Below are 23715 nucleotides of genomic sequence, written 5' to 3' on the forward strand. Positions count from 1 at the left end.
GGCAAAAGCACGACGGCTTGCCGCGGCGCACCCGCGCAGGGGACTGTGGTAGTTTCTGAGCTGTCAACGACAGCGGGAGGGAGGCATCCATGGCACAGGTCAGCGATATCCTGAAGTCGAAGGGCGGCGAGCTGTGGTCGGTATCGCCGAGCGCGACCGTGCTGGAGAGCCTCGAGATGATGGCCGCGAAGGGCGTCGGTGCCGTCGTGGTGCTGGACGACGGCCGCCTCGCCGGCATCTTCACCGAGCGCGACTACGCCAGGAAGGTGGTGCTGGCCGGCCGCGCTTCGCGGGAGTTGCCGGTGAGCGAGATCATGACCACCGAGGTGGTCTGCGTGGCGCCGGAGCGCTCCGTGGACGAGTGCCTGGCACTGATGACCGACAAGCGTATCCGCCACCTGCCGGTGCGCGATGCCAGCGGTGTCGTGGGCCTGGTCTCGATCGGCGACCTGGTGAAGACGAAGATCGCCGACCAGGAGCACACCATCGAGCAGCTGCAGAGCTATATCGCCGGGCAGTTCTGAGCAGGCCGTGGACGAGGCGCGCATAGCCTGGATGAGCGCGCGGGCGGCGGCGGCGGCCATCCGTGCCGGCGAACTCACCAGCCGCGAGTACCTGGAGGCGATGCTGGCCCGCATCGATCGCCTGGACGGGCCTCTTAACCTGGTGGTCACCCGGGACGACGAGCGCACGCGCCGCGCCGCCGACGAGGCCGACCGGGAGGCCGCGCGCGGCCGCTGGCGCGGGCCACTGCACGGCGTCGCCATGACCATCAAGGACTCCTTCCAGACCGCCGGGCTGCGCACCACCTCGGGTGCACCGGAGCTGGCGGAGTTCGTGCCGGGAGAAGACGCGGCGGCCGTGGCGCGCCTGCGCGGCGCGGGTGCGGTGATTGCCGGCAAGACCAACCTGCCGCTCTACGCCGCGGACCTGCAGAGCTACAACGCGCTCTTCGGGCAGAGCAGCAACCCCTGGGATACGAGCCGCACCGTGGGTGGTTCCTCGGGCGGCGCGGCCGGGGCGCTGGCCGCGGGTTTCACGCCGCTGGAGCTGGGCAGCGATATCGGCGGCTCCATCCGCGGGCCCGCATCCTGCTGCGGCGTCACCGGCCACAAGCCGAGCTTCGGCATCGTGCCGGGGCGGGGCCAGATCCCCGGTCCTCCGGGCACGCTGACCGAGGCGGACATCGCCGTGGCGGGGCCGCTGGCCCGGGACGTGGCCGACCTGGAACTCGCACTCGAAGTCCTCGCAGGTCCGAACGAGTGGTACGCGAAGGCCTGGTCGCTCGATCTGCCGCCGCCGCGCCACCGGGAACTCGCCGACTACCGGGTGGCGGTCTGGTTCGACGAGCCGTCGGCGCCGGTGGATGCATCGGTGCGCGGTCTGCTCGGTGCGGCGGCCGACGCACTGGCGGACGCCGGCGCCCGGGTGGACTACGAGGCACGGCCGGCGTTCACTTTCGACAAGGCGCTCATGGTATTCAACCAGCTGTTGAATGCGGCCCTCTCCGGCGGCTTCAGCCGGGACGAGGTGGAGGCGATGGCGGTGAGGGCAGCCGAGGCCGGGGAGGGCCATGCGCTGGCGGCGCGCTACACCTCCCAGCGGCACCGGGAGTGGCTGTCGGCGAACGAGCGGCGGCTGCAGCTCAGGGCACGCTGGCACGAGTTCTTCGGCCACTGGGACGCCGTGCTGGCGCCGGTGTTGCCCACGACCGCCATCGCCCACGATCATTCCGAACCGATGAGCCGGCGCAGCATCACGGTGAACGGCGAGCGGCGGCACTATCAGGAGCAGTTCAGCTGGATGGGCCTGGCCGGCGCCTCGTTCCTGCCGGCGACGGTTATCCCGGTGGGGGTCGCGGACGACGGCCTGCCGGTGGGACTGCAGATCATCGGGCCCTTCCTCGAGGACCGCACCTGCCTGCGTCTGGCCGACCATCTGTACCGGCGGCTCGGCGGGTTCACGCCGCCGCCGGGTTTCGGCCCGGCCTGAGCGAGCGGCCGCCGCCGGCCCGCGGCCGACTTTTTCGTCACGGCGGGTAAACCTCGCCGGCCCCGGCTGCACTAACCGGTCGAAGAGGGATTGCATGTTTTGACCGAGCCGTCCGATGTCGAGTTGGTGCAGCGTTTCCGCTCCGGGGATCCGGAGGCCTTCGATGCCATCGTGCGGCGCTATCAGGATCCGCTCTACCGGCTCGCGAGCGTCTGGCTGCACGACCCGCAGCATGCGGAGGACGCAGTGCAGGAGGTGTTCCTGCGGGCCTGGCGCGGGCTGCGGCGCTTCCGTTTCCGCGCGGCGCCGTTTACCTGGCTGTACCGCACGGCGCGGCATGTGTGCAACGAATACAACCGCCGGCGCACGGGCGAGGCTCTGGACGGCGAGCCCGCCGACCCGGCCGTCGGCCCGGAGCGGCGCGCGGGCGAGCTGGAGGCGGCGCGGCGCGTGCGCCAGCTCGTGGCCGCGCTGCCCGGCCGGCAGCGGGAGGTGGTGATGCTGAGGATATTCGAGGAGCTGTCGGTGGCCGATACGGCAAAGGCGATGGGGTGCCGGCAGGGCACCGTGAAGGCCCTGCTGCACAAGGCCGTCCGGCGATTGCGGCAAAACGGCATGGAGGGACCCGGCGGATGAGCCGGCGCGTGAACGGCGAAGGAATGGACATCGAGACGGACATCGAGGCCATCAGGCAAGAGTACCGGCGCCTGAAGGCGCCGGAGCACACGCTGCGCCGGGTGCACGCGCGGCTCCCCGAGGCACGGCCGCGGCATCTCACCCTGCCTGCCGCCGGGGCGGCGCTGGCCGCCACGCTGGCTGTGGCCGCGTTGCTGCTGGCGCTGCCCCGGATCGAGCGCGGCGAGGCGGAGGTACGGCCGACCTCCCTGACAGTGCTCTCGCTGGCGGCGGGCAGCAAGCCGGCCGGCGCCGTGCCGGGCCTGTCCTCCGTCCGCGGCATGAGCCTGCCGGCGCCGCCGGGCCCGGCCACCGGCGCGGGCGCCGTCGCGCCGTCGCCGACCGACACGGAACTGGAAGACCTGCGGAATCACTCGCGGGACGAAGAGGAGAAGGACCATGCGAACAGCTAGACGGGGATCAACGGCACGGGTATGCGCGCTCATCGCGGCGGCGGGTCTGATCGCGGCGGCGCCGTCGGTGCCGGCGCAATCGATGGACGAGCTCGCGAGGATGCAGACCTTCCTCGGCATCATGACGGACTACATGGCCATCATCGAGACCACCCACGAGATCAGCGCCGAGCCCGAGAAGGCCGCCATCCTGCAGATGCAGAAGATGAAGGAGATCTACGAGGAGCGGGGCGAGAAGGCGCGGGTGGTGGAGGAGCTGAGCCGGGTGCTCGAGAACAGCAGCAACCAGGCCATTCGTAACGCGGCTTACGTGCTGATGAGCGACACCCTGAAGGAGACCGGACGCTCCGCCGAGGCCATCGAGCTGCTGCGCAAGGGGCTGGCCGAGAACCTGAAGGCGGCCGAGTAGCGGCGCGGGATGTGGCCTGGGTCACGGCTTTTGCGTCCGGCGGCGGGCAAGGTGCTTGTCAACCCGGCCGGCGCGAAAACGTTGTTGTTGTTCGTGCCGATCAGACGGAACGCGGGGTAGCAGGATGACGGGACAGTTGAGGGTATACGCATCGGGGTCGAGGGCCGCGCTCCTCCTGGCGGCCTCGCTGGCACTCACGGCCTGCGGTGGCGGCGGCTCCTCCGGGGGCGGCTCCGAACCGCCCCCGCCTCCGCCGCCCCCGCCGCCGACGCTCAGCAAGACCGAGGCGTTCCGCTTCCTGAACCAGGCGACCTTCGGCGCCACCGAGGCCGGGGCCGACGCGGTGGTCGACAGTGGCATCGAGGCCTGGATCGACACCCAGATGAATACGCCGGCCTCGCTGCAGCTGCCCTATCTGCGCTCGCTGCCGCGGCCGGATTTCCCGGGCCAGCTGCAGCCCGACCGGGTGGACGTGTGGTTCCGCAACGCGGTGGACGGCGAGGATCAGCTCCGCCAGCGAGTGGCCTTTGCGCTGTCCCAGATCATGGTCGTCTCCCAGCTCGGCGCTCTCGAGGGCGCCCCCTGGGCGCTGGCGGACTATTACGACACCCTGGCCGAACACGCCTTCGGCAATTTCCGCGACCTGATGGAAGCGGTCACGCTGCATCCGGCCATGGGTATCTATCTCAGCATGCTCGGCAACGAGAAGCCGAACCCGGCGCTGAACATCCGTCCGGACGAGAACTATGCCCGCGAGCTCATGCAGCTGTTCACCATCGGTCTCGTGGAGCTGAACGTGGACGGCACGGTGAAGACCGACGGCGCCGGCCAGCCGATCCCCACCTACGACCAGTCCGTCATCGAGGGTTTCGCCCACGTCTACACGGGCTGGCACTTCGCCGGCGCGCCGAGCTTCGAGCAGGCGCGCATCACGCCCTTCAACCAGACGCAGCCGATGGCGCTGTACGAGGCGTTCCACGACACCGGGGCGAAGCAGTTGCTCGGCGGCGTCGAGCTGCCGGCCGGCCAGTCCGGCGGGGACGATCTGCGTGCGGCGCTGGACAACGTCTTCGAGCACCCGAACGTGGGGCCGTTCATCGCGACGCGGCTGATCGAGCGCCTGACCACCAGCAATCCGTCGCCGGCCTACGTGCGCCGGGTGGCCGAGACCTTCAACGACAACGGCGCCGGGGTGCGCGGCGACCTCGCGGCGGTGGTGCGGGCGATCCTGCTCGACCCCGAGGCGCGGCCGGACGACGCGCTGGACACCGACGGCAAGCTGAAGGAACCGCTGCTCCGCCTGACCCAGCTCTGGCGCGCGTACGACGCTCGCAGCGAGGCCGGGGCCTTCCCGTTCGGTTTCGCCTACATCCTGCTGGGCCAGGGGCCGCTGCAGTCACCGTCCGTGTTCAACTTCTACAGCCCGTTCTATGCGCCGCCCGGCGAGATCCGCGACCGCGGACTGGTGGCACCCGAGCTGCAGATCGCCACGGAGTACCAGAACACGTTGATCACGAACCTGATGCTGGCGCAGGCATTCGTGAATCATTCAGAGAACCCTGACCTGGGTCCGGACGATGTATTCATCGACATCGGCGAGGAGGTGGCGCTGGCCGGCGATGCGGAGGCGCTCGTGGCCCGGGTGGCGGACAAGCTGCTGGCGGGCGAAATCTCTCCGCTGCTCGCGGACGAGGCGGTCGGGATGGTGGAACGCATCCCGGCCGCCGACCCGATAGCCCGGGCGGCCGAGGCGATCTACCTGGTCGCCTCGTCGCCGGAATACGCGTACCAGCGCTGAGGGGGAGGACATTATGGCAGCCATCAATCGACGCGATTTCCTGAAGCTGAGCGGCGCCGGCGCCGCGCTGGCCGCCTGCCCCGGCCTGCACGTGGCCGCCGCGCCCGGTCCGTTCGACGACTACCGGGCGCTGGTCTGCGTGTTCCTGTTCGGCGGCAACGACTCGTTCAACATGCTGGTGCCGGTGAGCGACGCCGAGTACGGCGTGTATGCGGCCTCGCGCCAGAATCTGGCCATCCCGCAGGACGATCTGCTGCCGATACAGCCACTGGCCTCCGACGGCACGGACTACGGCCTGCATCCGTCCATGCCCGAGGTGCAGAGCCTGTTCGAGAGCGGGCGGGCTGCGTTCGTGACCAACGTGGGACCGCTGATCCGGCCGGTGACGAAGGCCGGATTCCAGGCCGGCTCGGCAGAGCTGCCGCCCCAGCTGTTCTCCCACAACGACCAGCAGGACCAGTGGCACTCGCTGAAGGGCACGAACCAGACCGCGACAGGCTGGGCCGGGCGCATCGCCGATCTGATTCGCCTGCAGGTCTCCGGCCAGCAGCTCGCCACCAACGCTTCGCTCTTCGGTAACACCCTGTTCCAGTCGGCCAGCGAGACCGTGGCCTACGTAATGGGGCCCCAGGGCCCCGTGCCCTTCGAGGGTTTCGGCGACAGCGGCATCTTCCTGGAGCAGCGCCGGGCGTTCGAGCGCATCATCGGCGGCGACTACGGCTCCATCTACGAGCGCGGGTTCGCCGAGGTGCAGCGGCGCGCGGTCGATGCCGCGGACCGGGTCAGCGGCGCCATAGCGTCCGCGCCGGAGCTCGCAACGGCGTTTCCGGCCTCCCAGCTGGGCGAGCAGCTGCGCACCGTCGCGCGGCTGATCGCCGTCCGCGACGAACTGGCCATGGAACGCCAGATCTTCTTCGTGGCAGCCGGGGGCTTCGATACCCACGACGATCAGGCGGAGCTGCAGCCGGGCCTGCTGGCCGGTGTCAGTCAGGCGATCTCCGCCTTCCACGCGGCCACGGTGGAGCTCGGCGTCGGCAACAGCGTCACCACGTTCACCCAATCGGACTTCGGCCGCACGCTGACCTCCAACGGTGACGGCACGGATCACGGCTGGGGCGGCATCCAGCTGGTGGTCGGCGATGCCGTGAGGGGTCGGGAGCTGTACGGAACGTATCCGCTGCTGGCGATCGACGGGCCCGAGGACGTCGGTGGCGGGCGCATGATCCCGTCGGTCTCGGCGGATCAGTATGCCGCGACGCTCGCCCGCTGGTTCGGCATACCGGAGGCCGATCTCGCGCAGGTGGCGCCCCACATCGACAATTTCGTCCAGCGCGACCTCGGCTTCCTGCTCTGAGGTGTCGTAGGCCGCGTCGAGGTTCTGTCTACCCTGCCGCTCATCTGTTATTCACGGGGTCGCGAACACAGTCGCGAGTCTTTCGACAACCCCAGAGGAGAGAGCGACATGACAAGGACGACCCTGACAAGGACGACGAGCCCTTCCAACATCCGCACGGTGCTGGCGATGGGACTGCTGCTGCTGGCGGCGACCACCACCGCGGTCGCGGGCCATCACAAGAACATGGAGAAGAAGGCCGATAAGGATATCGTGGACACCGCAGTGGCCGCGGGCGATTTCACCACACTGGCGGCCGCACTGGACGCGGCAGGCCTGGTGGGCACGCTGAAAGGCGACGGTCCCTTCACGGTCTTCGCGCCGACGGATGCCGCGTTCGCCGCGCTGCCGGAGGGCACGGTGGAGAGCCTTTTGAAGCCCGAGAACAAGGAGCAGCTGGTCTCCATCCTCACCTACCACGTGGTGCCCGGCAAGGTGACCTCCGTCGACGTCGTCAAGCTGGACAGCGCCACCACCGTGAACGGCCAGTCGGTCGCGATCGAGGCGAGCGGCGGCAAGGTGACGGTTGACGGTGCCACGATTACTGCCGTGGATATCGCGGCCAGTAATGGTGTGATCCACGTGATCGATCAGGTCATCCTGCCCGAGTGAGACGGATGAGCTGAACCGGATCGGTGCCATGGACGGCGCCGGTCTGTAACCGGCTCGAGGGCCGGCACGGCCCCGACGCGCCGTGCCGGCTTTTTTTGCGGTGACTTTTGCCTGGCCATGGCCGCCGCAGATGCTGCGGCGACGCAAACTTGTTAGCCTTCCGTTCCGTATCCACAGCCAGAAAGGATGAGCGACATGGCCGAGGGCCCCGACGAGAAAGAGATGGAGATGTCCGTCGACGACCTGTATCGGGAGGATGTCTTCACCGATCAGCGGGTGGGGACGATCCGGCGGATGACCCCGGTCACCGCGGAGGGCGCGGAGGACGGCTCCCGGGCCGTGCAGTACGTGGGGCAGACCCAGCTGCTGACGCCGGCGGGCGCGCTGCCCCTCTCGTTCGAGATCGAGGCGAGCTCCCTGGGGGAGGCCGCGCGGAAGTTCGGCGCCGGCGCCGCGGAGGCGGCCGAGGATACGATCAAGCGGCTGGAGGAGATGCGCCGGGATGCGGCCTCTTCCATCGTGGTGCCGGGTTCGGAAGGCGCCGGCGGTATGCCGGATCCCCGTCTGCAGGGCGGCGGCGGAAAGTTCAAACTGTAAGGAAAAAGGTGTCCGGCACCCGATTCTTGCGTTTCTGAACTTGTTGCCGGGTCAGGCTTCCTGGCTTGCCTTGGCGTCCGCCGTATCGCCGGTAGGGGAGAGCATCGGCCGCGTGGCGTGGTAGGTGAGCCAGCCGGCGAGCATGCCGGGCATGCCCTCGTAGACGTCGTTGTGCCAGCCGAGCCAGCGCCAGCCGATGGCCACCGCGACTCCCACTCCGATCATCAGTAACGCCTGGCTCTCGGCCACCCGCAGGCCGCGGGAGTAGACGTAGAGCAGCGGCCCGAAGGCACTGGCTAGCGCCGACCAGGAGAAGATCACCAGCGCGAACACACTCTGGGTCCCGTTCAGGGCGATGACGAGGGCCAGCACCACGATCAACAGCGTGCCGGCCTTCAGCTCCAGCGGTTTCTCGATCTTCTGCGGCAGCAGATCGTGGGTGAGGGCCGAGGAGCAGCTGAGCACCAGCGAGTCGGCGGTGGAGATGGTGGCCGCGAACAGACCGGCGATCACGACGCCGGCGAAGATACCCGGCAGCAGTTCCATCGCCATGGTGGGCAGCGCGAGCTCGGGGTCCATGCTGCCGAGGTCGGGCAGCAGCAGGCGGGAGAGCAGGCCGACGCCGGCGGCGAAGGTGTAGAACACGGTGAAGAAGCCGTAGTAATACATGCGCGTGCGGCGCAGCTTGCCGGCGTTCTCCAGTGCCATGAACCGGACCATGATGTGGGGCTGGCCGATGACGCTCATGCCCGCGAACATCCAGCCGATGACGAACAGCGCCGGTCCGCTCGGTGCCGGCAGCTTCAGTTCGTCGGGGAAGGGTGCGAGGAAACCGGGGACGGTGGAGAGTTCCTCCACGGCGGCGCCCACGCCGCCGACACTCACCAGTGCCACCACGAGCATGATGGCCATGGCGAACAGCATGACCACGGACTGGGCCACGTCGGTCCAGATCGAAGCCCGGATACCGCCGGCCAGGCAGTACAGGGCCACCATGGTCGCCACCAGGATGGCGCCGCTGCTCGGCGTCCAGCCGAACATCGCCTGCAGCGCCTTGCCGCCGGCCGTGAGCTGGGCGGCCGCGTAGGCACCGAGGAAGGCAAGGGTCAGCAGCGCCACCACGATGCGCAGGATGCGGAAGTCCGTGTCGTGCCAGCGGGCCAGCACGCCGGCGAAGGTCACCTCGTTGTGCTTCTCGGTGGATTCCCGCAGACGGCGATGGATGACCAGCGACATCAGGAAGTCGCCGACGATCCAGCCGACCATTACCCACAGCGACGCGACGCCGGCCGCATAGGTGTAGCCCATGAGGCCGATGAACATGAAGCCCGAGTTGTTGGTGGCGATCGCGGACAGGCCCGCGAAGGCTGGCGAGACGTCACGGCTGGCCAGGTAGTAGTCGTCCTTGGTGCCGCGGCTGCGCATCACCGAGGCGAGCCCGATGAGCACGAAGATCGCCATGGCTGCGATGAAGCTGGTCAGCATCTGCTGTTGCTGCGATCGGGCTCGTTACCGTCCGGAGGCGGACCGCGGCTCAGGCCGCGTTACGGTCGCCCACGGTGTCCCGATTCTCGACCAGCCGCTCGTGCAGCACCCTGATGGCCGCGTCGTAGTCGCCCTCGTCCACGATGATCTGGATGTCCACCTGGCGCATGCCCTGGTGCAGCGCGATCACGTCGACGCCGCCCTCGTGCAGGCAGCCGACCGTGTCCGCAAGCAGGCCGGGCCGGTTCAGATCACTGCCGATCACGGAGACGAGGCCCACGCGGCGCAGATCGATATCGGCATGCGGAAACAGCCGCTCCAGCTCCGCGATGGCGTGCTTGGCACGGCTCAGCGTCCCGGTGACGAAGTGGGTCACGGTGTTCGCGTTCATGTCCTTCGTCACGATGCGCAGCCGGGTGTCCTCCAGAGCCTGGATGATGCGGCGGTCCGTGCCCTTTAGTCCGACGATGTCCTGGTCGAACAGCTTGATCGCCAGCACGGCACGGCAGCCGGTTACGATCTCGACGCAGGGCTCGTCGCTAACGTAGTCCTGCCGGATCACCGTACCCGGGTCTTCAGGGTCGAAAGTATTGCGGATGCGCAGCGGGATCTCGGCCTGGCGCAGCACTTTCGCCGCCCGGGGATGGACGGCCTCCATACCCATGTTTGAGAGCTGGTCGGCGACGTCGTAATTGGTGTTGCCGATCTTCTCTACCTTGTCCTCGCCCACGATCAGGGGGTCGGCGCTGCTGAGGTGATACTCCTTGTGGATGATCGCCTCGCTGGCGCCGGTGCGGGCGGCGACGTGGCTGAAGGTCACCTCCGTGTAGCCCCGGCCGTACTCGCGGAACAGGCCGCTGTGGCACTGGGTGTAGCCTGTGACGATCGGCAGCTCGGCTTCGAAGTCGATGCCTTTCAGGCCGATGTCGATGCGCTCCTCGAGCGTGCGCGGCTTGTCGTCGCGCCAGCCGGTGAGGTCGACGAAGCGGGCCTCCACGCCGTGCATGCGCAGCAGGAGGGTCGTGTTGAAGGCGCTATGGGCCTCGCCCAGGGCCGAGAGCATCTCGCGCACGGTCATCATGTGCTCGCCGAGATGGAAGTGGCCGTAGGAGCAAAGCCGCTGCAGGTCGATGAGACAGCTGCGCACGCCCTCGATGCGCTCGAGCACGAACTGGTTGGCCGGCTCGCGCACGCCCGGATCGGTGAAGATCTCCTCGTTCTTCTCGATCATCTTCCGGCAGACCTTCGTCAGGGCATCGCCCCAGGCCCAGTCGGACTCGCTGTGGCTGTACAGCGTGTAGACCCCGGGATCCTTGGTCTTCTTATCCTCCAGCAACTCGTTGGTCATGCCCGCGTAGGCGGAGACCACGAAGATGCGGTTGTAGGGGTCGCCCTTCCCGCTCCTCGGCAGGAATACGTTGTTCAGCGCCGCTTCGCTGTCGGCGATCGAGGTGCCGCCTATCTTTTCTACGGTGTGACTCATCCTCGCTGTGCTCCTGGCGCCGTTCAGGCGCTGTCGCTGGCGGCGACGGCGAAGCTCTCCGCGAGCGCCGTCAGCCCCCGCTCGAGTTCGTCGTCGCTGATCGTGAGCGGCGGCAGGCACTTGACCACCTCGTCGAAGGAGCCGCTCGTCTCGATCACGAGACCGCGCTCCAGCGCGGCGCGGCATACCCTGCCGGCCGTCTCGCCGTCCGGGCATGCGATGCCGCTCATGAGACCGCGGCCCTTGACGGTGAGTCCGAGGGGCGACGCGGCGGCGATCTCCTCCAGCCGTGAGCGGAGGATGCCGGCCTTGCGCCTGACGTCCTGTTCGAAGCGCGGCGTCGACCAGAAGTGTTCCAGTGCGGCGGCCGCGGTCACGAACGCGTGGTTGTTACCGCGGAACGTGCCGATATGCTCGCCGGGCTCCCACTCGTCCAGGTCCGACTCGATGAGCAGAACCGCGAACGGCAGGCCCATCGCGCTCAGTGACTTCGACAGCGTCACCATGTGCGGCCGGATGCCGGACGGCTCGAAGCTGAAGAAGTTGCCGGTGCGGCCGCAGCCGGCCTGGATATCGTCCAGCACGAGCAGGATGTCGCGGGCGCGGCAGATCGCCTCGAGGCGCTTCAGCCAGGCCTCGCTGGCGACGTTCAGGCCGCCTTCGCCCTGCACCGCTTCCACGATGACGGCGGCAGGATGACCCACGCCGCTGCTCGGGTCGTCCAGCGTCTTCTCGAAGTAGTCGAGCGTGTCCACGCCCTCGCCCAGGTAACCGTCGAAGGGCATGCGCACGACGCCGCTCATCGACACGCCCGCGGCGTCCCGGTGATGGCGATTGCCGGTGAGAGACAGCGCGCCGAGCGTGACGCCGTGGAAGCCGTTCGTGAAGGCGACGATGGTCTCGCGGCCGGTAACCTTGCGTGCCAGCTTCATGGCGGCCTCGACGGCGTTTGCGCCGGTCGGGCCGGTGAACTGGGCCACGTAGTCCAGGTGGCGCGGCTTCAGGATGCGCTCGTGGAAGGTCTCCAGGAAGCGCTTCTTCGCCGCCGTGTGCATGTCCAGGCTGTGGGCGATGCCGTCGCCGCCGATGTACTCCATCAGCGCCTCTTTCAGCACCGGGTTGTTATGGCCGTAGTTCAGGCTGCCGGCGCCGGCCAGGAAGTCCAGGTATACGTTGCCGTCGGCATCGACGAGTTCGGTGCCGATGGCCTTTTCGAACAGGACCGGGATCGAGCGGCAGTAGGAGCGCACGTCCGACTCGAGGCGCGCGAATACGCCGCCCGTGTGTGCGTTACTGGAAAGGTCGATCTTCTCAACGGTGGTTTTCATGACGTTTCTCGATTGCTCTCAGTTTCTCTCAATTTCAAAAGGGCCGATGATCAGTTCGTGCTCGCTCTTGTGCTCGCCGCCGAAGTGCTCGTCCTGATCGAACAGCACCTGCTCTTCGGTGGGTGCGCCGAGCTTGCGGGCGAGGCCGTGGAACATGGCCCAGGAGGCTTCGTTCCGGGCCGTGATGGTCGTGCGGATGTAGTGCAGGTGCTCGTTGCCCGGCCGCTGCAGGATGTCCAGTATCAGCCGCTTGGCCAGGCCGTGGCCGCGGGCCCGCTCGTCGACGGCCACCTGCCAGACGAACAGCGCGTCCGGGTGCGGCGGCGGGCTGTAGCCGGAGACGAAGCCCACGGCATCGCCTTCCGCCTCGGCCAGCGCGCTGGTCGCGCCGAAGTGGGTGCACTGCAGCAGGTTGCAGTACATGGAGTTGGTGTCCAGCGGCGGGCAGCGCCCGATGAGGGCGTGGACGGCGGCGCCGTCGGTCGATACCGGCGCACGTATGGAGATAGCAGAATCTTTCTGGATTCTCTTAGCTTGCATGTTTTGCCTGGTCGGGGGATCTGTCGCGTGGGGCGTATGTCCGATGAGGCGGGAGCAGACCCGATAGGCCGATATTAATCCTATCGCAGGTCTACTGGGTGCCCGGCGTGTTTCGGTTGACAGATATTTCGATATTCAATTAAAAAAGCTGATCGAATAGCGCTACAATTTTAGAAAATAGCGATTAGCGGCGCAACTTTGATTTGAGGCTCAAAGTACTCCTTTCAAGTGAATGGATGCCCGACGGGCACAAACATCACTGGGATCAGGGACCTGCAGACCCTGCGGCCGATGCCGGCGGATGAGGACGAGAGTGACAGGGCGATGAGTGAAAAGGACGAGATGCTGGAGAAAGAGGTGCTGACCGCGCTGCGCCGGGTGCTGCGGGCGACGGACCTGGACGCCAAGTCTCTCGCGCGGCAGACCGGCCTCACGACCTCCCAGTTGCTCGTGCTGGAATTGCTGTCGATGGCGGGCGAGCTCACGGTGGGCGGGATTGCCTACAAGGTCGGTCTCACCCAGGGCACGGTGACTTCGATGATCGACAAGCTCCAGCAGGGCGGCCTCGTCGCGCGCCGGCGCGGCAGCGCGGATCGGCGACAGGTCAAGGTCAGCCTGACGCCGGAGGGCCGGGAGCTCGTGGCCAGGGCGCCGACGGCGCTGCAGACCCGCTTCCTGGAAGAGTACTCCGCACTGCCGGACTGGCAGCGCCACTCCATCGTCGCGGCCCTGCAGCGGGTGGCGGATCTGATGGGTGCCGAGAAGCTGGACGCCTCCCCGGTGCTGGACGTGGGTCAGATCGGCGAGACGCCTCCCACGCTCTAGGGTTTCGCCCTGGGCCTCAGGCCGACATCACGCCGCACAGCGGCGGCTGCCACGTCAGCCGGCGGTGCTCGGCCACCAGCCGGTCCAGTTGCGCGGCGATGTCCGCCGGGAACGGCGCCGTGCGCCGGTGCGCCAGGTCGGCGCCGCTGGTGATGTACTCGAGGGTGGCCGCCAGGTTGTCGCGGCTGTCGTTGACAATGAACATCACGCCGTGGAAGCGTTTCTCGCTGCGGTCCACCATGCGGGCATGGATGCTGACGGATTCACCGACGTGAATCTCGTTCAGGTAATAGAGGTGGTGCTCCAGGTCGAACAGGCCCTGCCGGCGGTCGCTGAAGTAGGAGTCCTCCATGCCCATCTCCTGCACCATGGGCCAGCCGCCGCGCTCGAACAGGATCATATAGAACCGGATGTTCACGTGGCCGTTCTGATCCTCCCAGTCTGGCGGGATGACGTGAGTCATGAGTGCGGGGAGCTGCCTGACTTCGGCCGCCGAAGGTTGTCGTGGCCTCATCTTGTCTGCCGTGGTGACCGGAACCGGCGCATAAGCTACCCGCCGGGACGGAGGTTCGCCAGCCCGTCGGGCGCTCAGCCGGCTCCGGCGCGGGCGGTGACCCGGCGGGTGCTGCCTGCCGCCGTGGCGATGAGGCGCTCCAGATCGCGCGCCAGCAGCAGCTCGGGGTCATGGGGGTGGATGGCGAGCCGCAGCGGTCTCCCCGCTGCTGCCAGCGCCACGGCCGTCCGGTTGAGCGCGCGCAGCACCAGTGCCCGGAAGCGTGTGTCCGCCTCGAAGCCGGCGAGTGGCAGGGGGCGGAAGCGTCCGGTCCCTGCGTCGTAGGACCCGGTAAGGGTCTCGAAGTAGCGGAAACCGAGGCCGTGCAGGCGCCACCGCTCGATGCGGCCCATCGCCCAGGCCGGTGGCACGTAGGTGTCGGGCTGCGGCAGCCCGTGGCGCGGGAACCACTCGCCGCAGCGGCGGATCAGCGCCTCGATGTCGGCCGCGTCCAGGCACAGATGTTCTGCCACGTCGCGGGAGATGAGCGCGCTGTGCAGGCGATGCCGTAGCCCACGGATGCGGAGGCAGCGATGCAGCCACCCGTGTCCCGCCAGGGTATGGCCCCGGGCCAGCAGGCCGTGCAGCCGGTCCAGCGTCTCGCCTGTCCAGCCGACACCGGGGACGACGAGCAGGCTGGCGCTACCGGCGCCGGCGGCCTCGAGTGCGGCGAGGATGCCGGCCACCCGGTCGAGGGTATCCGGCATCACGTCGTGCACCGAGACCAGGACTTCGGGCGCGGCCTCAGCCACCGTCGCTGTCTCCCTGCAGCCAGCCGATCCAGGTGCGCAGATTCCAGTCGTTCAGCCGGCGCGCAGCCAGATGGGCGCGACGGCCCATTTCGGCGCGCACGCCCGGTGCGACTGTGCAGGCGCGCGTGACGGCCTGCACGACACTCTCGTCTGCGCCGATGCGGAACAGCCCGGCGTCGAGTTCGGGCCACTCGGCGATGCCGCAGTCGCCGGAGACGATGACCGGCCGGCCGCGGGCCATGCCTTCGAGCGCCACGGTGCCGAACGACTCGACCCGGGACGGCAGCAGCAGCATGTCGTGGGCGTCCAGCGTGTCGACCAGCCGCTTCCGGGGCACCCAGCCCAGGTAGTCCAGGTTGGGCAGCCGCGCGGCCGCGGCCGCGACGGCGGGGCGCATGGGCCCGTCGCCCGCGATGCTGACCCGCAGGCCCGGCAGTCGTTCGGCCACGTCCAGGACCGCGGGCAGGTTTTTCTCCTCGGCCAGCCGGCCGGCGAACAGCAGGCGGCGGATTTCGGGGGCGGGCGCGGTGAGCGGACGGTCCAGGAACTCCCGCGGCACCGAGGTGCCCATAAGCCGCGTGCCGCGGGCACCGAGACGATTGGCCAGGCGGGCCATCTCGGGGGAGTTGGCCAGCACCAGTGCGCTGTGGCGGAACAGCAGCGCGTGACAACGCTCCAGGTAGCCGCGGCTCAGCCGGCCGAAAGTGTCTCTCCAGTAGATGTCCGCCAGCTGCTCGAAGTGGGTGTGGAAGCCGGTGATCAGGGGGATGCCGAGACGCCGCGCCGCCAGCAGACCCATGAGGCCGAACGGGCCCGGGGTGGGCACCACGATCGCATGGGGTGCCATGGCGGTCAACTGGCGCCAGAGCCGGAACGGGCGCGGAAACCACAGGCGCTGGGTGCGGTCCCCGGGCAGCGGCGGCACCAGCCGGCGCCGCCACCCCTGCAGGCTGTCCTGCGGGCAGAACAGCTCCGCGCGTCCGACGCGGGAGCCGAGCTGGCCGACCAGGTCGCTGTAATAGGAGCCCACGCCGTTGCGTTCGGCCACCGCGTCGGAGACGACGGCGACGCGCAGGCGCTCGCAACGGGATCGGGCCCGCGCGTCTTCGCGCAGTCGGGTCTGCAGCGCTTGTGTGGCCATCATGTCTGCGGCTCCTCCTTGCGTGTCCAGGCGGCGAAGCGCCGGAGCACCTCTGCCATGTCGATGCCCCAGGACGACAGCGGCGGCGCCTGGGCCGGTACATGGGGTCGGTGCTGTTCGAGCTGCCCGAGACGTGCCTCCAGCGTGCCGGTCACCGGGAGTCCCAGGCGGTCGTAGAGGCGGCGTACGAGCCCGGCAGGGTCGGCGGCGAGTTCCTCCATCGGGGCGGCCGCGATGCGCTCCGGCGGCAGTTCCGCGCGCAGGTCCTCCAGGTTCCGGTAGTAGTAATCCAGGCAGTCGAGCAGCCGCCGGCGGAACAGCGGGTCATCGGTCGGTACGCCGAACAGACGCAGGCCGTCCGTGACCGAATTGAACTGCGAGGCGATCACCTCGACGGCGTCCCGCTCGCAGATCACGATGCGGGCATCCGGGAATTCGCGCGCCAGGCTCCGTGCCATGCCCGCGAAAGCGGCATTCTTCGACAGCAGTGTCCGGTCCGGGCCGTGGGCGTAGAGGTGGCGCTGCAGGCAGCGCCGGTACCAGGTCAGCAGCCGCCGACGCTGCGCTGCCGGCATATCCCGATCGAATGTGCCCATGCGCCATACCCAGCGTGCCTCGGGGAAGGGCACGACGAGGATGAAGCAGCACAGCAGCGGCAGGAAGCAGAAATAGTCCTCCTCGGGCTCGGCGAGTCCGAGCGGGTGCTTGTCGTCGATCCAGCGCAAGGCGGTGCGGCCCGCGGCCGTGAGCGAGCGGGCCACCGGAGATCCGACCAGCCGGTCGGCCGCGGCGAGGCCGGACCAGAACTTGCGCTCCGTGATGCTCGGGGCGAACAGGCACTCCCACGTGGCGAAGGTCGTGTAACGTTCATCGGCCGCCAGCAGGCGGTGCAGGCAGGTCGTGCCGCTGCGCGGTGCGCCGAGCACGAATACGGGCTCACGGATCGCGACTCGCCGATAACCGCGGAAAAACACCTCGTCCAGCAGGAATCCGATCCAGTGCACGGCCTGCAGGAGCAGGAGCCCCGGCAGGAACACGGCACCTGCCGCGAGGCGGCGGACATAGCGGAGCGGCCCCGGGAAGCGGGAGGGGGCGAGGATCTGGCGGCAGAGTCCGGCGATCCTCGCTGCGATGCTGAACGGCGTCGCTGTCATGTCGGGGCAGGCGCGACCTGATGGCTGATCTGTTTCGTAACGGCATCGTGACAGCAATGTGTGGCAGAAATGTTGCAGCCGGCCGCCGGCCCCGCGCGTTTCATTTGCATTGGCCCGGGTCGTTGCCGAGAATGTGCGCGCGCGGATCCAGACCCATTCTTGAACCCGTCGGCATGAGCCGACGCTAGCGGAGAGTTGTTATGAGCGAATATTCCGATCCGGCAGGACGCCGGAAATTCCTGAAGCTGGTGGGCGGCACGGTCGTGCTGGTGCCCCTCGCAGGGCTGGCGGCATGCTCGGGCGGCGGCGACTCCGCTCCTGCGAGCACGGGTGGCGCGGAGCCTTCTGCCGACGAAGGTTCCGGCGGCGGGGCCGACATGGCCAAAGAAACGGGCATGAGCCAGGAGTCCGCTCAGGAGTCCGTCCAGGCTGCGGCAGACACCGCCCAGAGCCAGGCCGGCGAGGCGGCGGCAGGCGCAGACGGCCGGCCGAAGCTGTCGGAGGACGACCCGCAGGCGAAGGCACTCGGCTACGTGCACGACGCCACCGACGTCGACCAGAGCAAGTACGCCCGCTATCAGCCGGGCCAGGCCTGCAGCAACTGTCAGCTGTTCCAGGCCAAGGGCGACGAGGAGTGGGCCGGCTGCTCCATCTTCCCGGGCAAGCTGGTGAACACCGCGGGCTGGTGCAGCGCCTACGCGCCGAAGGCCTGAGGCCCGCTGTTCGTCAGTGGTGAACGACGGCCGCCTTCGGGCGGCCGTTTTTCGTTACGCCGACGATCCGGTTCCGATTCAGTCGAGCGGGATCGCCGTCGTGAACTTGAACTCCTCCATCGAGAAGCTGGAGCTGACGTCGGAGAAGTCCACCATCTCGATCATCTGCTTGTAGACGGCGTCGAAGTCGTTGATGTCGCGCACGAGTACCCGCAGCAGATAGTCGATATCGCCGCTCAGCCGGTGCACCTCCACGATCTGCGGGATGCTCTGGACCATCTCCCGGAAGCGCTCGGTCCAGGCGGCGTTATGCTGGTTGGTGCGCACGGCGACGAATACGGTGATGGGAACGTGGAGCTTGTGCCGGTCGAGCAGGGCGACCCGCTTGCGGATAATCCCTTTCTCTTCCAGCTGCTGGATACGCCGCCAGCAGGGGGTGCGCGAGAGCCCCACCTGCTCCGCGATCTCGGCCACCGGCAGTGAAGCGTCCTCCTGCAGCAGCGCGAGGATCTGCTTGTCTTTCTTGTCCACGGAACCTCATCCCCCGAATCGGACCATCGTTAGGCAAATAACCTAACACGTTTCACATTTACGGCAAATTTTGCACCCGAAGGCTCCCATCGTGCTGCTACCTTTCCGTACACGTGAACGCGGGGAGCAGGGAGAGAGTCCATGGCGGTTTCAGCAGACAGGATGCATGAGGGGCGCCGCGGCGCCGGACGCTCGGCCTGCACGGCCTCGGAGGCCATCGATTTCGACGAGTACGTCCGCCGCGTGGGCGCGCTGTGCGAGGCCTGCGGCGACGACCGGCTGGCGAGCCGGGTCGGCCGCGAGATGCGGCGCCTGATGGCTGCGGCCGAATGGCTGCCGGCCGAATGCCGGCAAACGGGTGCCGAGACTTATCGCCGTCACGTGCTCTACGCCGATCCGCTGGGACGCTTCACCGTGCTGTCCGTCGTGTGGCGGCCGGGCCAGGGCACCCCGGTGCATGGTCACACGGCATGGGGAGCCGTAGGCGTCTACAGCGGCAGGCCGAGCGTCGCCAACTATCGCCTCGTGCGCGACGGCGCCGTCGAACTCGCCTGCGAGGCGGTCTGCGCGCCGGGCGACGTGACCTGCGTACAGCGGGGCATCGATTATCCGCACCGGGTCCACAACGCGAGCGACGACGTCGCGATCACCGTCCACACCTACGGCCGCGATCTGATCGCAGACCCGGCGAGCATCAACATCGAATTGTAGGAGGGCCTTCAGGCCCGATCTGAGTTAAGGCCCGATTTGCCTTCAGGCCCGACCCCCGCTCATTCCTCCTCGTCGGGATCCGGTAACCGCTCGAAGGTACGGAAGTAGCAGCGTTCGTTCCGGGTGAGAATCGAGCTGAATTTATCCAGATCGCCGGTGGTGTCGGTCGCGAAGGCGATGGTGCTGGCGAACGGCAGGCTGGTGCACGGACTGAAGAATGTCGCCCGGTACCACTGGCCGCGGCGTCCCTCGATCAGTATGGCCCTGCCATTCTCGACGGAGCGCCAGTTACGGAGACCGCCCAGATCGGCGAAGTGCAGTACCGCGCTCGGGCCGGCCGGCGGCTCGTTCGGCGAGGTCTGTGTGGCGCAGCCGGCCAGCAGGGCGACGGCTGCCACCGGCAAGATCATCCTGACTGTCCTGTTCATCGATCCTCCTTGCCGCGGCGAACGGGTGCCGCGTCTTTGCGGTAGACATGCGTGTGGCCGCAGGCCGATTCAAGGGAAGGCCTTTGCACGACCGGTCGAATCTGACACAGTTCGGCCGGCTATCGACCGGACCATTGCGGGGACCATTGCCTGCACGGCCGCAGGGCCGATGGCAGCCGGGTCAGCATCCAGGGGAAGCAGCAACTGATGGCGCGTATGGAATCGATCTGCGTATTCGCGGGATCCAGCAGCGGTACCCGCCCGGCCTACGCGGCCGCTGCCGAAGCACTCGGGCGCGTCATCGCCGAGCGGGGTTGGCGGGTGGTGTACGGTGGCGGCCGCGTCGGGCTGATGGGCGTGCTCGCCGATGCGGCGCTGGCGGCCGGCGGCGAGGTCATCGGCGTGATCCCGGAGGCGCTGCTGCGCAAGGAGGTGGGCCACCAGGGACTCACCGACCTGCGCGTCGTGCAGACCATGCATCAGCGCAAGGCACTGATGTCGGAGCTCTCGGACGGCGTGGTGGCGCTGCCCGGCGGTCTCGGCACCCTGGAGGAGCTGTTCGAGATTCTCACCTGGGCGCAGCTCGGCATCCACGCCAGGCCCTGCGGTGTGCTGAACGCCGGCGGCTACTATGACGACATGCTCCGGTTCCTGGATCAGACCGTCAGCGAAGGTTTCGTGCGCGGGGAGCATCGGGACATGATTCTCGCGGCCGGCGAGGCGGCGGCGCTGCTGGATCTCATGGCCGGCTACACGCCGCACTACACGGCCAAGTGGATGGACCGGGACGAGACCTGAGGCCCGCGAAGACACCTGAGCGGCGTCGAACATTCCGCGCCGCGGCTGTAGCATTGGCGCTCCGGGAGCGCCGGCTGCGCTCCCATCGGTCGGAACGAAGGAGCAGAGCAGGCCATGCCGGGCAATTTCCGCAGCGACAACGAGTATCCCGTGGCACCGGAGATCATGGCGGCCCTGGCCGAAGTGAACGACGGCCCCGCCCACGCCTACGGCGCGGACGCCGCCACCGGCCGTTTGCGGCAGCGCTTCCGCGAGCTGTTCGAGCGGGAGGTCGAGATCTATCCGCTGGCCTCCGGCACGGCAGCCAACTCGCTCGCGGTCGCCCAGACCTGCGGTTCCGTCGGCGCGGTGGTCTGTCACCGGGACGCGCACCTCAATACGGATGAGTGCGGCGCTCCCGAGTTCTTCAGCGGCGGGGCCAAGCTGCTGGCGCTGGACGGTGCGGACGGCAAGCTGGTACCGGCGGCCGTGGAGGAGACCGTCGCCGCGTCTCTCGCGATGGGCGAACATGCGAGCCGCCCCCGGTTGCTGAGCCTGACCCAGGCGACGGAACTGGGCACCGTCTACACGCCGGACGAGGTGTCCACACTCGCCGCCGCCGCGCATCGGGAGGGGTTGCGTGTGCACATGGACGGCGCGCGGCTCGCGAACGCGCTGGTCACGCTCGATTGTTCGCCCGCGGACATCACCTGGCGCGCCGGCGTCGACCTGGTCTCGTTCGGCGCGACCAAGAACGGTGCGATGCTGGCCGAGGCGCTGGTGGTGTTCGATCCGGCGGACACGGTGGAGCTGCCGCGACGGCGCAAGCAGGCCGGTCACCTGCTGAGCAAGATGCGCTATGTCTCGGCGCAGCTCGAGGCCTATCTCGCTGACGAACTCTGGCTGCGCCTGGCCGCCGCCGCCAACCGCCGTGCCCGGACACTGGCCGACGGGCTCGCCGCCTGTCCGGGCACCGAGCTGCTGCACCCGGTGCAGTCCAACGAGATCTTCATGCGCCTGCCGGATGCGCTCGCGGAGGGTCTGCACGCCCGCGACTTCGAGTTTCATCCGTGGCCCCACAGCGGTGCCGGCGTCTACCGGCTGGTCACCTCGTTCGCGATGCCGGACGAGGCCGTGCAGGGCTGCATCGCCGCGGCCCGTGAACTCACCGGCGCGGGCGCCGCCGCCGTGGAGGCATGATCCCGCTCTGGCTGAAGATCGCCTACACGGCCGTCGTCGCAATCATCCTGCCGATCTACTGCTACCGCCACGGCCCGAAGAATTTCCTCTGGTTCTCGGACATCGCGCTGATCCTGCTGGTGCCGGCGCTGTGGCTCGAGAGTGCGCTGCTGTTCAGCATGATGGCGGTCGGGGTGCTGTTGCCCGAGGCCGTATGGACGATCAGCTATGTCGGCGGACTGGTCTTCCGGCGGCCGGTCACGGGCCTCGCCGGTTACATGTTCGACCCGGCCCTGCCCCGCTGGCTGCGCGGGTTGTCCTTATTCCACCTGATCCTGCCGCCACTGCTGATCTGGGGCGTCTGGCGGTTCGGTTACGACAGCCGCGCCCTGCTGCTGCAGACGCTGCTGGCCTGGGCGGTGTTGCCGGTCACCTGGCTGGTTACGGATCGTGACAAGAACATCAACTGGGTGTTCGGACCGGGCGAGCGTCCCCAGCGGCGGATCGACGGCCGGCTGTATCTCGGGTTCGTAATGCTGTTCTTCCCGCTCTGCGTCTATCTGCCGACCCACTGGTTGCTGACCTGGCTGTTCACGGCGAAGGATGGTGGCGGGAATCTGGCGCTGTTTTAGCAACCTGTGCGAAACACCTGGTGGTGCGATCGACTTTTACTCACAAAACACTGAGAAATATAGGCTTTCCAATTTCCACCGCTTATCCACAGAATAAACACACGAGAGGCACAGGATATTCTGCTGACAGGGCGAATCGGCAGGCGTAACCTGACTTCCACGGTAAAGGAGCGCGATCCTGAAACCGGGCCCCGATTGGCAGGGGCAGGGCCACTCGCCAAAGTGGTCAAGGGCAGCGGAAGCTGACCAAGTCGCAACGCCGAGAGGCCGCGCGTTGAGGAAGCCGGAGCGAGAGCATCTGGCGACCATTGGAGGGCGGAAACTGTCTGTACTCGTGACTCGCATGACCGGCATGGAGTTCGCGGGGGACGTAGCCAGGCGTCTTTAAACAAACATCGGGGACGAGAAAGTCCTCGTGAGGAGCCTGAGACGAGGTTCCGCAAGGCGCAAGCCGAGCGGACGAGCCACAGGCCGGAGTCAGGCAGGTCCGAGGGGGTGGCGCAAGCTGCCGGATCGATCGAATCGGACGCCGCGCTGGCTTAAAAACCGAGGGGATGACGCGACGGCGTCGTCCCCTCACTTTTTTGCGGCGAGCGTTATCGCGCCCCTTTCCCCGGCAGACACGCCCTCAGAAGGCCCGCCGCAGCTCCTCCTCTATCCGGCGCAGATCGGCCTCGAGGCGCTCCTGTTCCTCCGTCAGCGGTTGCGTGGCCCGCTGCTCCAGCTCCAGCAGGACGAATTCCGCCTGCAGTGCGACCGGTAGTGACGCGGGTGGGGCGGTCTGCGTCTGTGCCGTCGGCGTTGCAGGCCAGGACTCCGGCTCGGGTGCCTCGGGGCGCAGGGCCAGCACTCCCGCCACCGCAACGGCGGCCGCCAGCGCGGCGCCGCCGAGCAACTGCGGCGAGGGCATCAGGCGCGGCCACCGCCGGCGCCGTGCCGCGGATGCCGCCGGGTCCGCAGCCTGCAGCGATGCCTGCAGGCGGGCCCTCAGCTCCGGCGTGGTCTCCGCGCGGATCCTCGCCGCATCGCGACGCAGACGCTCTTCCAGTTCCGTCATTCCCCGTCCTCCGTCTCGAGTTCCCGGGCCAGCCGCCGACGGGCCCGGAAGAGGTTCACCTTGACCCACGATACGCTCCGTCCCATGGCGTGTGCCACGTCGCGCACCGCCATGTCCTCGCCGTAACGGAGCCACAGCGCGGTGTAGCCGTCCGGCGTGAGCCGCTGCCGGGCGGTCAGCCAGATGTTGCGCCGCCCGTCGTCCGCGATGCAGTCGGCCAGCGGATCGGCGGCCGGATCGACCGGCTCCGCGGCCAGCGATTCCCAGGCTGCCGGCCGGCCCGCTGCCTGCCGCAGTGCGATGCGGTACAGCCAGGTGCTGAAGCGCCAGCGCGGATCGTAGCTCGCGAGGTAGCGCCAGGCGCCGACGAACGTGTCCTGCAACGCATCTTCCGCGTCGCAGACCCGGGCGCAGCGCACGCACAGGAAGCGATACAGGCCATCCCGGTAGCGCTCGACGAGCGCGGCGAAGGCGGTGTGGGAGCCTGCCTTCGCCGCCGCGATGAGTTCGTCCTCGCTGGTCATTGGTGGTCCGGCG

Annotated in this window: 27 protein-coding genes; 15 read left to right on the forward strand and 12 right to left on the reverse strand. The window is 68.2% G+C overall.

From position 1 onward, the window contains the following. Positions 1 to 89 precede the first annotated feature (89 nt). From ACJMKX_RS17395 to ACJMKX_RS17435, 9 genes are all read left to right on the forward strand, one after another. Positions 90 to 524, forward strand: a complete 435-nt coding sequence (locus ACJMKX_RS17395) for a CBS domain-containing protein (protein ID WP_405228205.1) — start codon at positions 90 to 92, stop codon at positions 522 to 524. Positions 525 to 531: 7 nt separating this feature from the next. Continuing rightward, positions 532 to 1992 (forward strand): amidase, encoded by a 1461-nt coding sequence (locus ACJMKX_RS17400; protein ID WP_405228207.1) that lies wholly within the window; start codon positions 532 to 534, stop codon positions 1990 to 1992. A 99-nt stretch (positions 1993 to 2091) separates the two neighbouring features. After that, a complete protein-coding gene (locus ACJMKX_RS17405) occupies positions 2092 to 2628 on the forward strand; it encodes an RNA polymerase sigma factor (protein WP_405228209.1) in 537 nt (178 codons plus the stop codon). A gap of 8 nt (positions 2629 to 2636) precedes the next feature. Next, on the forward strand, positions 2637 to 3080 hold the full coding sequence (locus tag ACJMKX_RS17410) for a hypothetical protein (protein WP_405228211.1): 444 nt from the start codon (positions 2637 to 2639) through the stop codon (positions 3078 to 3080). Next, positions 3067 to 3489 carry a hypothetical protein gene (locus ACJMKX_RS17415; RefSeq protein ID WP_405228213.1) on the forward strand — a complete coding sequence of 141 codons (423 nt, stop codon included), beginning with the start codon at positions 3067 to 3069 and terminating at the stop codon, positions 3487 to 3489. The genes ACJMKX_RS17410 and ACJMKX_RS17415 overlap by 14 nt, the downstream gene beginning before the upstream one ends. Before the next feature lie 136 nt (positions 3490 to 3625). Next, the gene (locus tag ACJMKX_RS17420; protein ID WP_405228215.1) at positions 3626 to 5287 is read left to right on the forward strand and encodes a DUF1800 domain-containing protein; all 1662 of its coding nucleotides are present in this window, start codon (positions 3626 to 3628) and stop codon (positions 5285 to 5287) included. Between the two features lie 13 nt (positions 5288 to 5300). Continuing rightward, the gene (locus ACJMKX_RS17425) at positions 5301 to 6641 is read left to right on the forward strand and encodes a DUF1501 domain-containing protein (RefSeq protein ID WP_405228217.1); all 1341 of its coding nucleotides are present in this window, start codon (positions 5301 to 5303) and stop codon (positions 6639 to 6641) included. A 108-nt stretch (positions 6642 to 6749) separates the two neighbouring features. Then, on the forward strand, positions 6750 to 7292 hold the full coding sequence (locus tag ACJMKX_RS17430; protein WP_405228219.1) for a fasciclin domain-containing protein: 543 nt from the start codon (positions 6750 to 6752) through the stop codon (positions 7290 to 7292). A gap of 195 nt (positions 7293 to 7487) precedes the next feature. Next, a complete protein-coding gene (locus tag ACJMKX_RS17435; protein ID WP_405228220.1) occupies positions 7488 to 7889 on the forward strand; it encodes a hypothetical protein in 402 nt (133 codons plus the stop codon). A 51-nt stretch (positions 7890 to 7940) separates the two neighbouring features. On the opposite strand, the gene ACJMKX_RS17440 is transcribed toward ACJMKX_RS17435, so the two are convergent. From ACJMKX_RS17440 to ectA, 4 genes are read right to left on the reverse strand one after another with little or no spacing between them, the layout of a single operon-like run. Further along, a complete protein-coding gene (locus ACJMKX_RS17440) occupies positions 7941 to 9374 on the reverse strand; it encodes a sodium/proline symporter (protein ID WP_405228222.1) in 1434 nt (477 codons plus the stop codon). Between the two features lie 49 nt (positions 9375 to 9423). Further along, a complete protein-coding gene (locus ACJMKX_RS17445; RefSeq protein WP_405228224.1) occupies positions 9424 to 10857 on the reverse strand; it encodes an aspartate kinase in 1434 nt (477 codons plus the stop codon). Between the two features lie 23 nt (positions 10858 to 10880). After that, complete coding sequence (ectB, locus tag ACJMKX_RS17450) at positions 10881 to 12185, reverse strand: diaminobutyrate--2-oxoglutarate transaminase (RefSeq protein WP_405228226.1); 1305 nt, start codon at positions 12183 to 12185, stop codon at positions 10881 to 10883. An 18-nt stretch (positions 12186 to 12203) separates the two neighbouring features. Then, on the reverse strand, positions 12204 to 12725 hold the full coding sequence (gene ectA / locus ACJMKX_RS17455; protein WP_405228228.1) for a diaminobutyrate acetyltransferase: 522 nt from the start codon (positions 12723 to 12725) through the stop codon (positions 12204 to 12206). 324 nt (positions 12726 to 13049) lie between these two features. Between ectA and ACJMKX_RS17460 the strand changes: the two genes are divergently transcribed. Beyond that, positions 13050 to 13550 carry a MarR family winged helix-turn-helix transcriptional regulator gene (locus ACJMKX_RS17460; protein ID WP_405228230.1) on the forward strand — a complete coding sequence of 167 codons (501 nt, stop codon included), beginning with the start codon at positions 13050 to 13052 and terminating at the stop codon, positions 13548 to 13550. A gap of 16 nt (positions 13551 to 13566) precedes the next feature. On the opposite strand, the gene ACJMKX_RS17465 is transcribed toward ACJMKX_RS17460, so the two are convergent. From ACJMKX_RS17465 to ACJMKX_RS17480, 4 genes are all read right to left on the reverse strand, one after another. Further along, on the reverse strand, positions 13567 to 14013 hold the full coding sequence (locus ACJMKX_RS17465) for a thioesterase family protein (protein ID WP_405228232.1): 447 nt from the start codon (positions 14011 to 14013) through the stop codon (positions 13567 to 13569). Between the two features lie 125 nt (positions 14014 to 14138). Further along, positions 14139 to 14855 (reverse strand): polysaccharide deacetylase family protein, encoded by a 717-nt coding sequence (locus ACJMKX_RS17470; RefSeq protein WP_405228234.1) that lies wholly within the window; start codon positions 14853 to 14855, stop codon positions 14139 to 14141. Beyond that, entirely contained in the window at positions 14848 to 15999 is a 1152-nt protein-coding gene (locus tag ACJMKX_RS17475) for a glycosyltransferase (protein ID WP_405228236.1), read from the reverse strand. Before ACJMKX_RS17475 ends, ACJMKX_RS17470 begins: the two co-directional genes overlap by 8 nt. Further along, positions 15996 to 17150: a sulfotransferase family protein gene (locus tag ACJMKX_RS17480; protein ID WP_405228238.1), complete on the reverse strand. Its 1155-nt coding sequence runs from the start codon at positions 17148 to 17150 to the stop codon at positions 15996 to 15998. The genes ACJMKX_RS17475 and ACJMKX_RS17480 overlap by 4 nt, the downstream gene beginning before the upstream one ends. 200 nt (positions 17151 to 17350) lie before the next feature. Here ACJMKX_RS17480 and ACJMKX_RS17485 point away from each other — a divergent pair, with 200 nt between their 5' ends. After that, complete coding sequence (locus ACJMKX_RS17485; RefSeq protein WP_405228240.1) at positions 17351 to 17863, forward strand: high-potential iron-sulfur protein; 513 nt, start codon at positions 17351 to 17353, stop codon at positions 17861 to 17863. A gap of 78 nt (positions 17864 to 17941) precedes the next feature. On the opposite strand, the gene ACJMKX_RS17490 is transcribed toward ACJMKX_RS17485, so the two are convergent. After that, the gene (locus tag ACJMKX_RS17490) at positions 17942 to 18394 is read right to left on the reverse strand and encodes an Lrp/AsnC family transcriptional regulator (RefSeq protein WP_405228241.1); all 453 of its coding nucleotides are present in this window, start codon (positions 18392 to 18394) and stop codon (positions 17942 to 17944) included. A 141-nt stretch (positions 18395 to 18535) separates the two neighbouring features. Here ACJMKX_RS17490 and ACJMKX_RS17495 point away from each other — a divergent pair, with 141 nt between their 5' ends. Then, positions 18536 to 19105 (forward strand): cysteine dioxygenase family protein, encoded by a 570-nt coding sequence (locus tag ACJMKX_RS17495; RefSeq protein WP_405228243.1) that lies wholly within the window; start codon positions 18536 to 18538, stop codon positions 19103 to 19105. A gap of 59 nt (positions 19106 to 19164) precedes the next feature. On the opposite strand, the gene ACJMKX_RS17500 is transcribed toward ACJMKX_RS17495, so the two are convergent. Beyond that, positions 19165 to 19533 (reverse strand): DUF6491 family protein, encoded by a 369-nt coding sequence (locus ACJMKX_RS17500; RefSeq protein WP_405228245.1) that lies wholly within the window; start codon positions 19531 to 19533, stop codon positions 19165 to 19167. 216 nt (positions 19534 to 19749) lie between these two features. On the opposite strand from ACJMKX_RS17500, the gene ACJMKX_RS17505 reads away from it, so the two are divergent. From ACJMKX_RS17505 to ACJMKX_RS17515, 3 genes are all read left to right on the forward strand, one after another. Beyond that, on the forward strand, positions 19750 to 20331 hold the full coding sequence (locus ACJMKX_RS17505; protein ID WP_405228399.1) for an LOG family protein: 582 nt from the start codon (positions 19750 to 19752) through the stop codon (positions 20329 to 20331). Positions 20332 to 20445: 114 nt separating this feature from the next. Beyond that, positions 20446 to 21510, forward strand: coding sequence for a threonine aldolase family protein (locus ACJMKX_RS17510; RefSeq protein ID WP_405228246.1), 1065 nt, complete (start codon positions 20446 to 20448; stop codon positions 21508 to 21510). Then, on the forward strand, positions 21507 to 22121 hold the full coding sequence (locus ACJMKX_RS17515; protein ID WP_405228248.1) for a membrane-associated protein: 615 nt from the start codon (positions 21507 to 21509) through the stop codon (positions 22119 to 22121). The genes ACJMKX_RS17510 and ACJMKX_RS17515 overlap by 4 nt, the downstream gene beginning before the upstream one ends. Before the next feature lie 628 nt (positions 22122 to 22749). On the opposite strand, the gene ACJMKX_RS17520 is transcribed toward ACJMKX_RS17515, so the two are convergent. Both ACJMKX_RS17520 and ACJMKX_RS17525 read right to left on the reverse strand, forming a co-directional pair. Next, positions 22750 to 23178 carry a hypothetical protein gene (locus tag ACJMKX_RS17520; RefSeq protein WP_405228250.1) on the reverse strand — a complete coding sequence of 143 codons (429 nt, stop codon included), beginning with the start codon at positions 23176 to 23178 and terminating at the stop codon, positions 22750 to 22752. After that, entirely contained in the window at positions 23175 to 23702 is a 528-nt protein-coding gene (locus ACJMKX_RS17525; protein WP_405228252.1) for an RNA polymerase sigma factor, read from the reverse strand. Before ACJMKX_RS17525 ends, ACJMKX_RS17520 begins: the two co-directional genes overlap by 4 nt. Positions 23703 to 23715: the final 13 nt, after the last annotated feature.

Origin of the sequence: Lentisalinibacter sediminis, assembly GCF_040706615.1 — a bacterium.
In the GTDB taxonomy this organism is placed as follows: domain Bacteria; phylum Pseudomonadota; class Gammaproteobacteria; order Steroidobacterales; family Woeseiaceae; genus Lentisalinibacter; species Lentisalinibacter sediminis.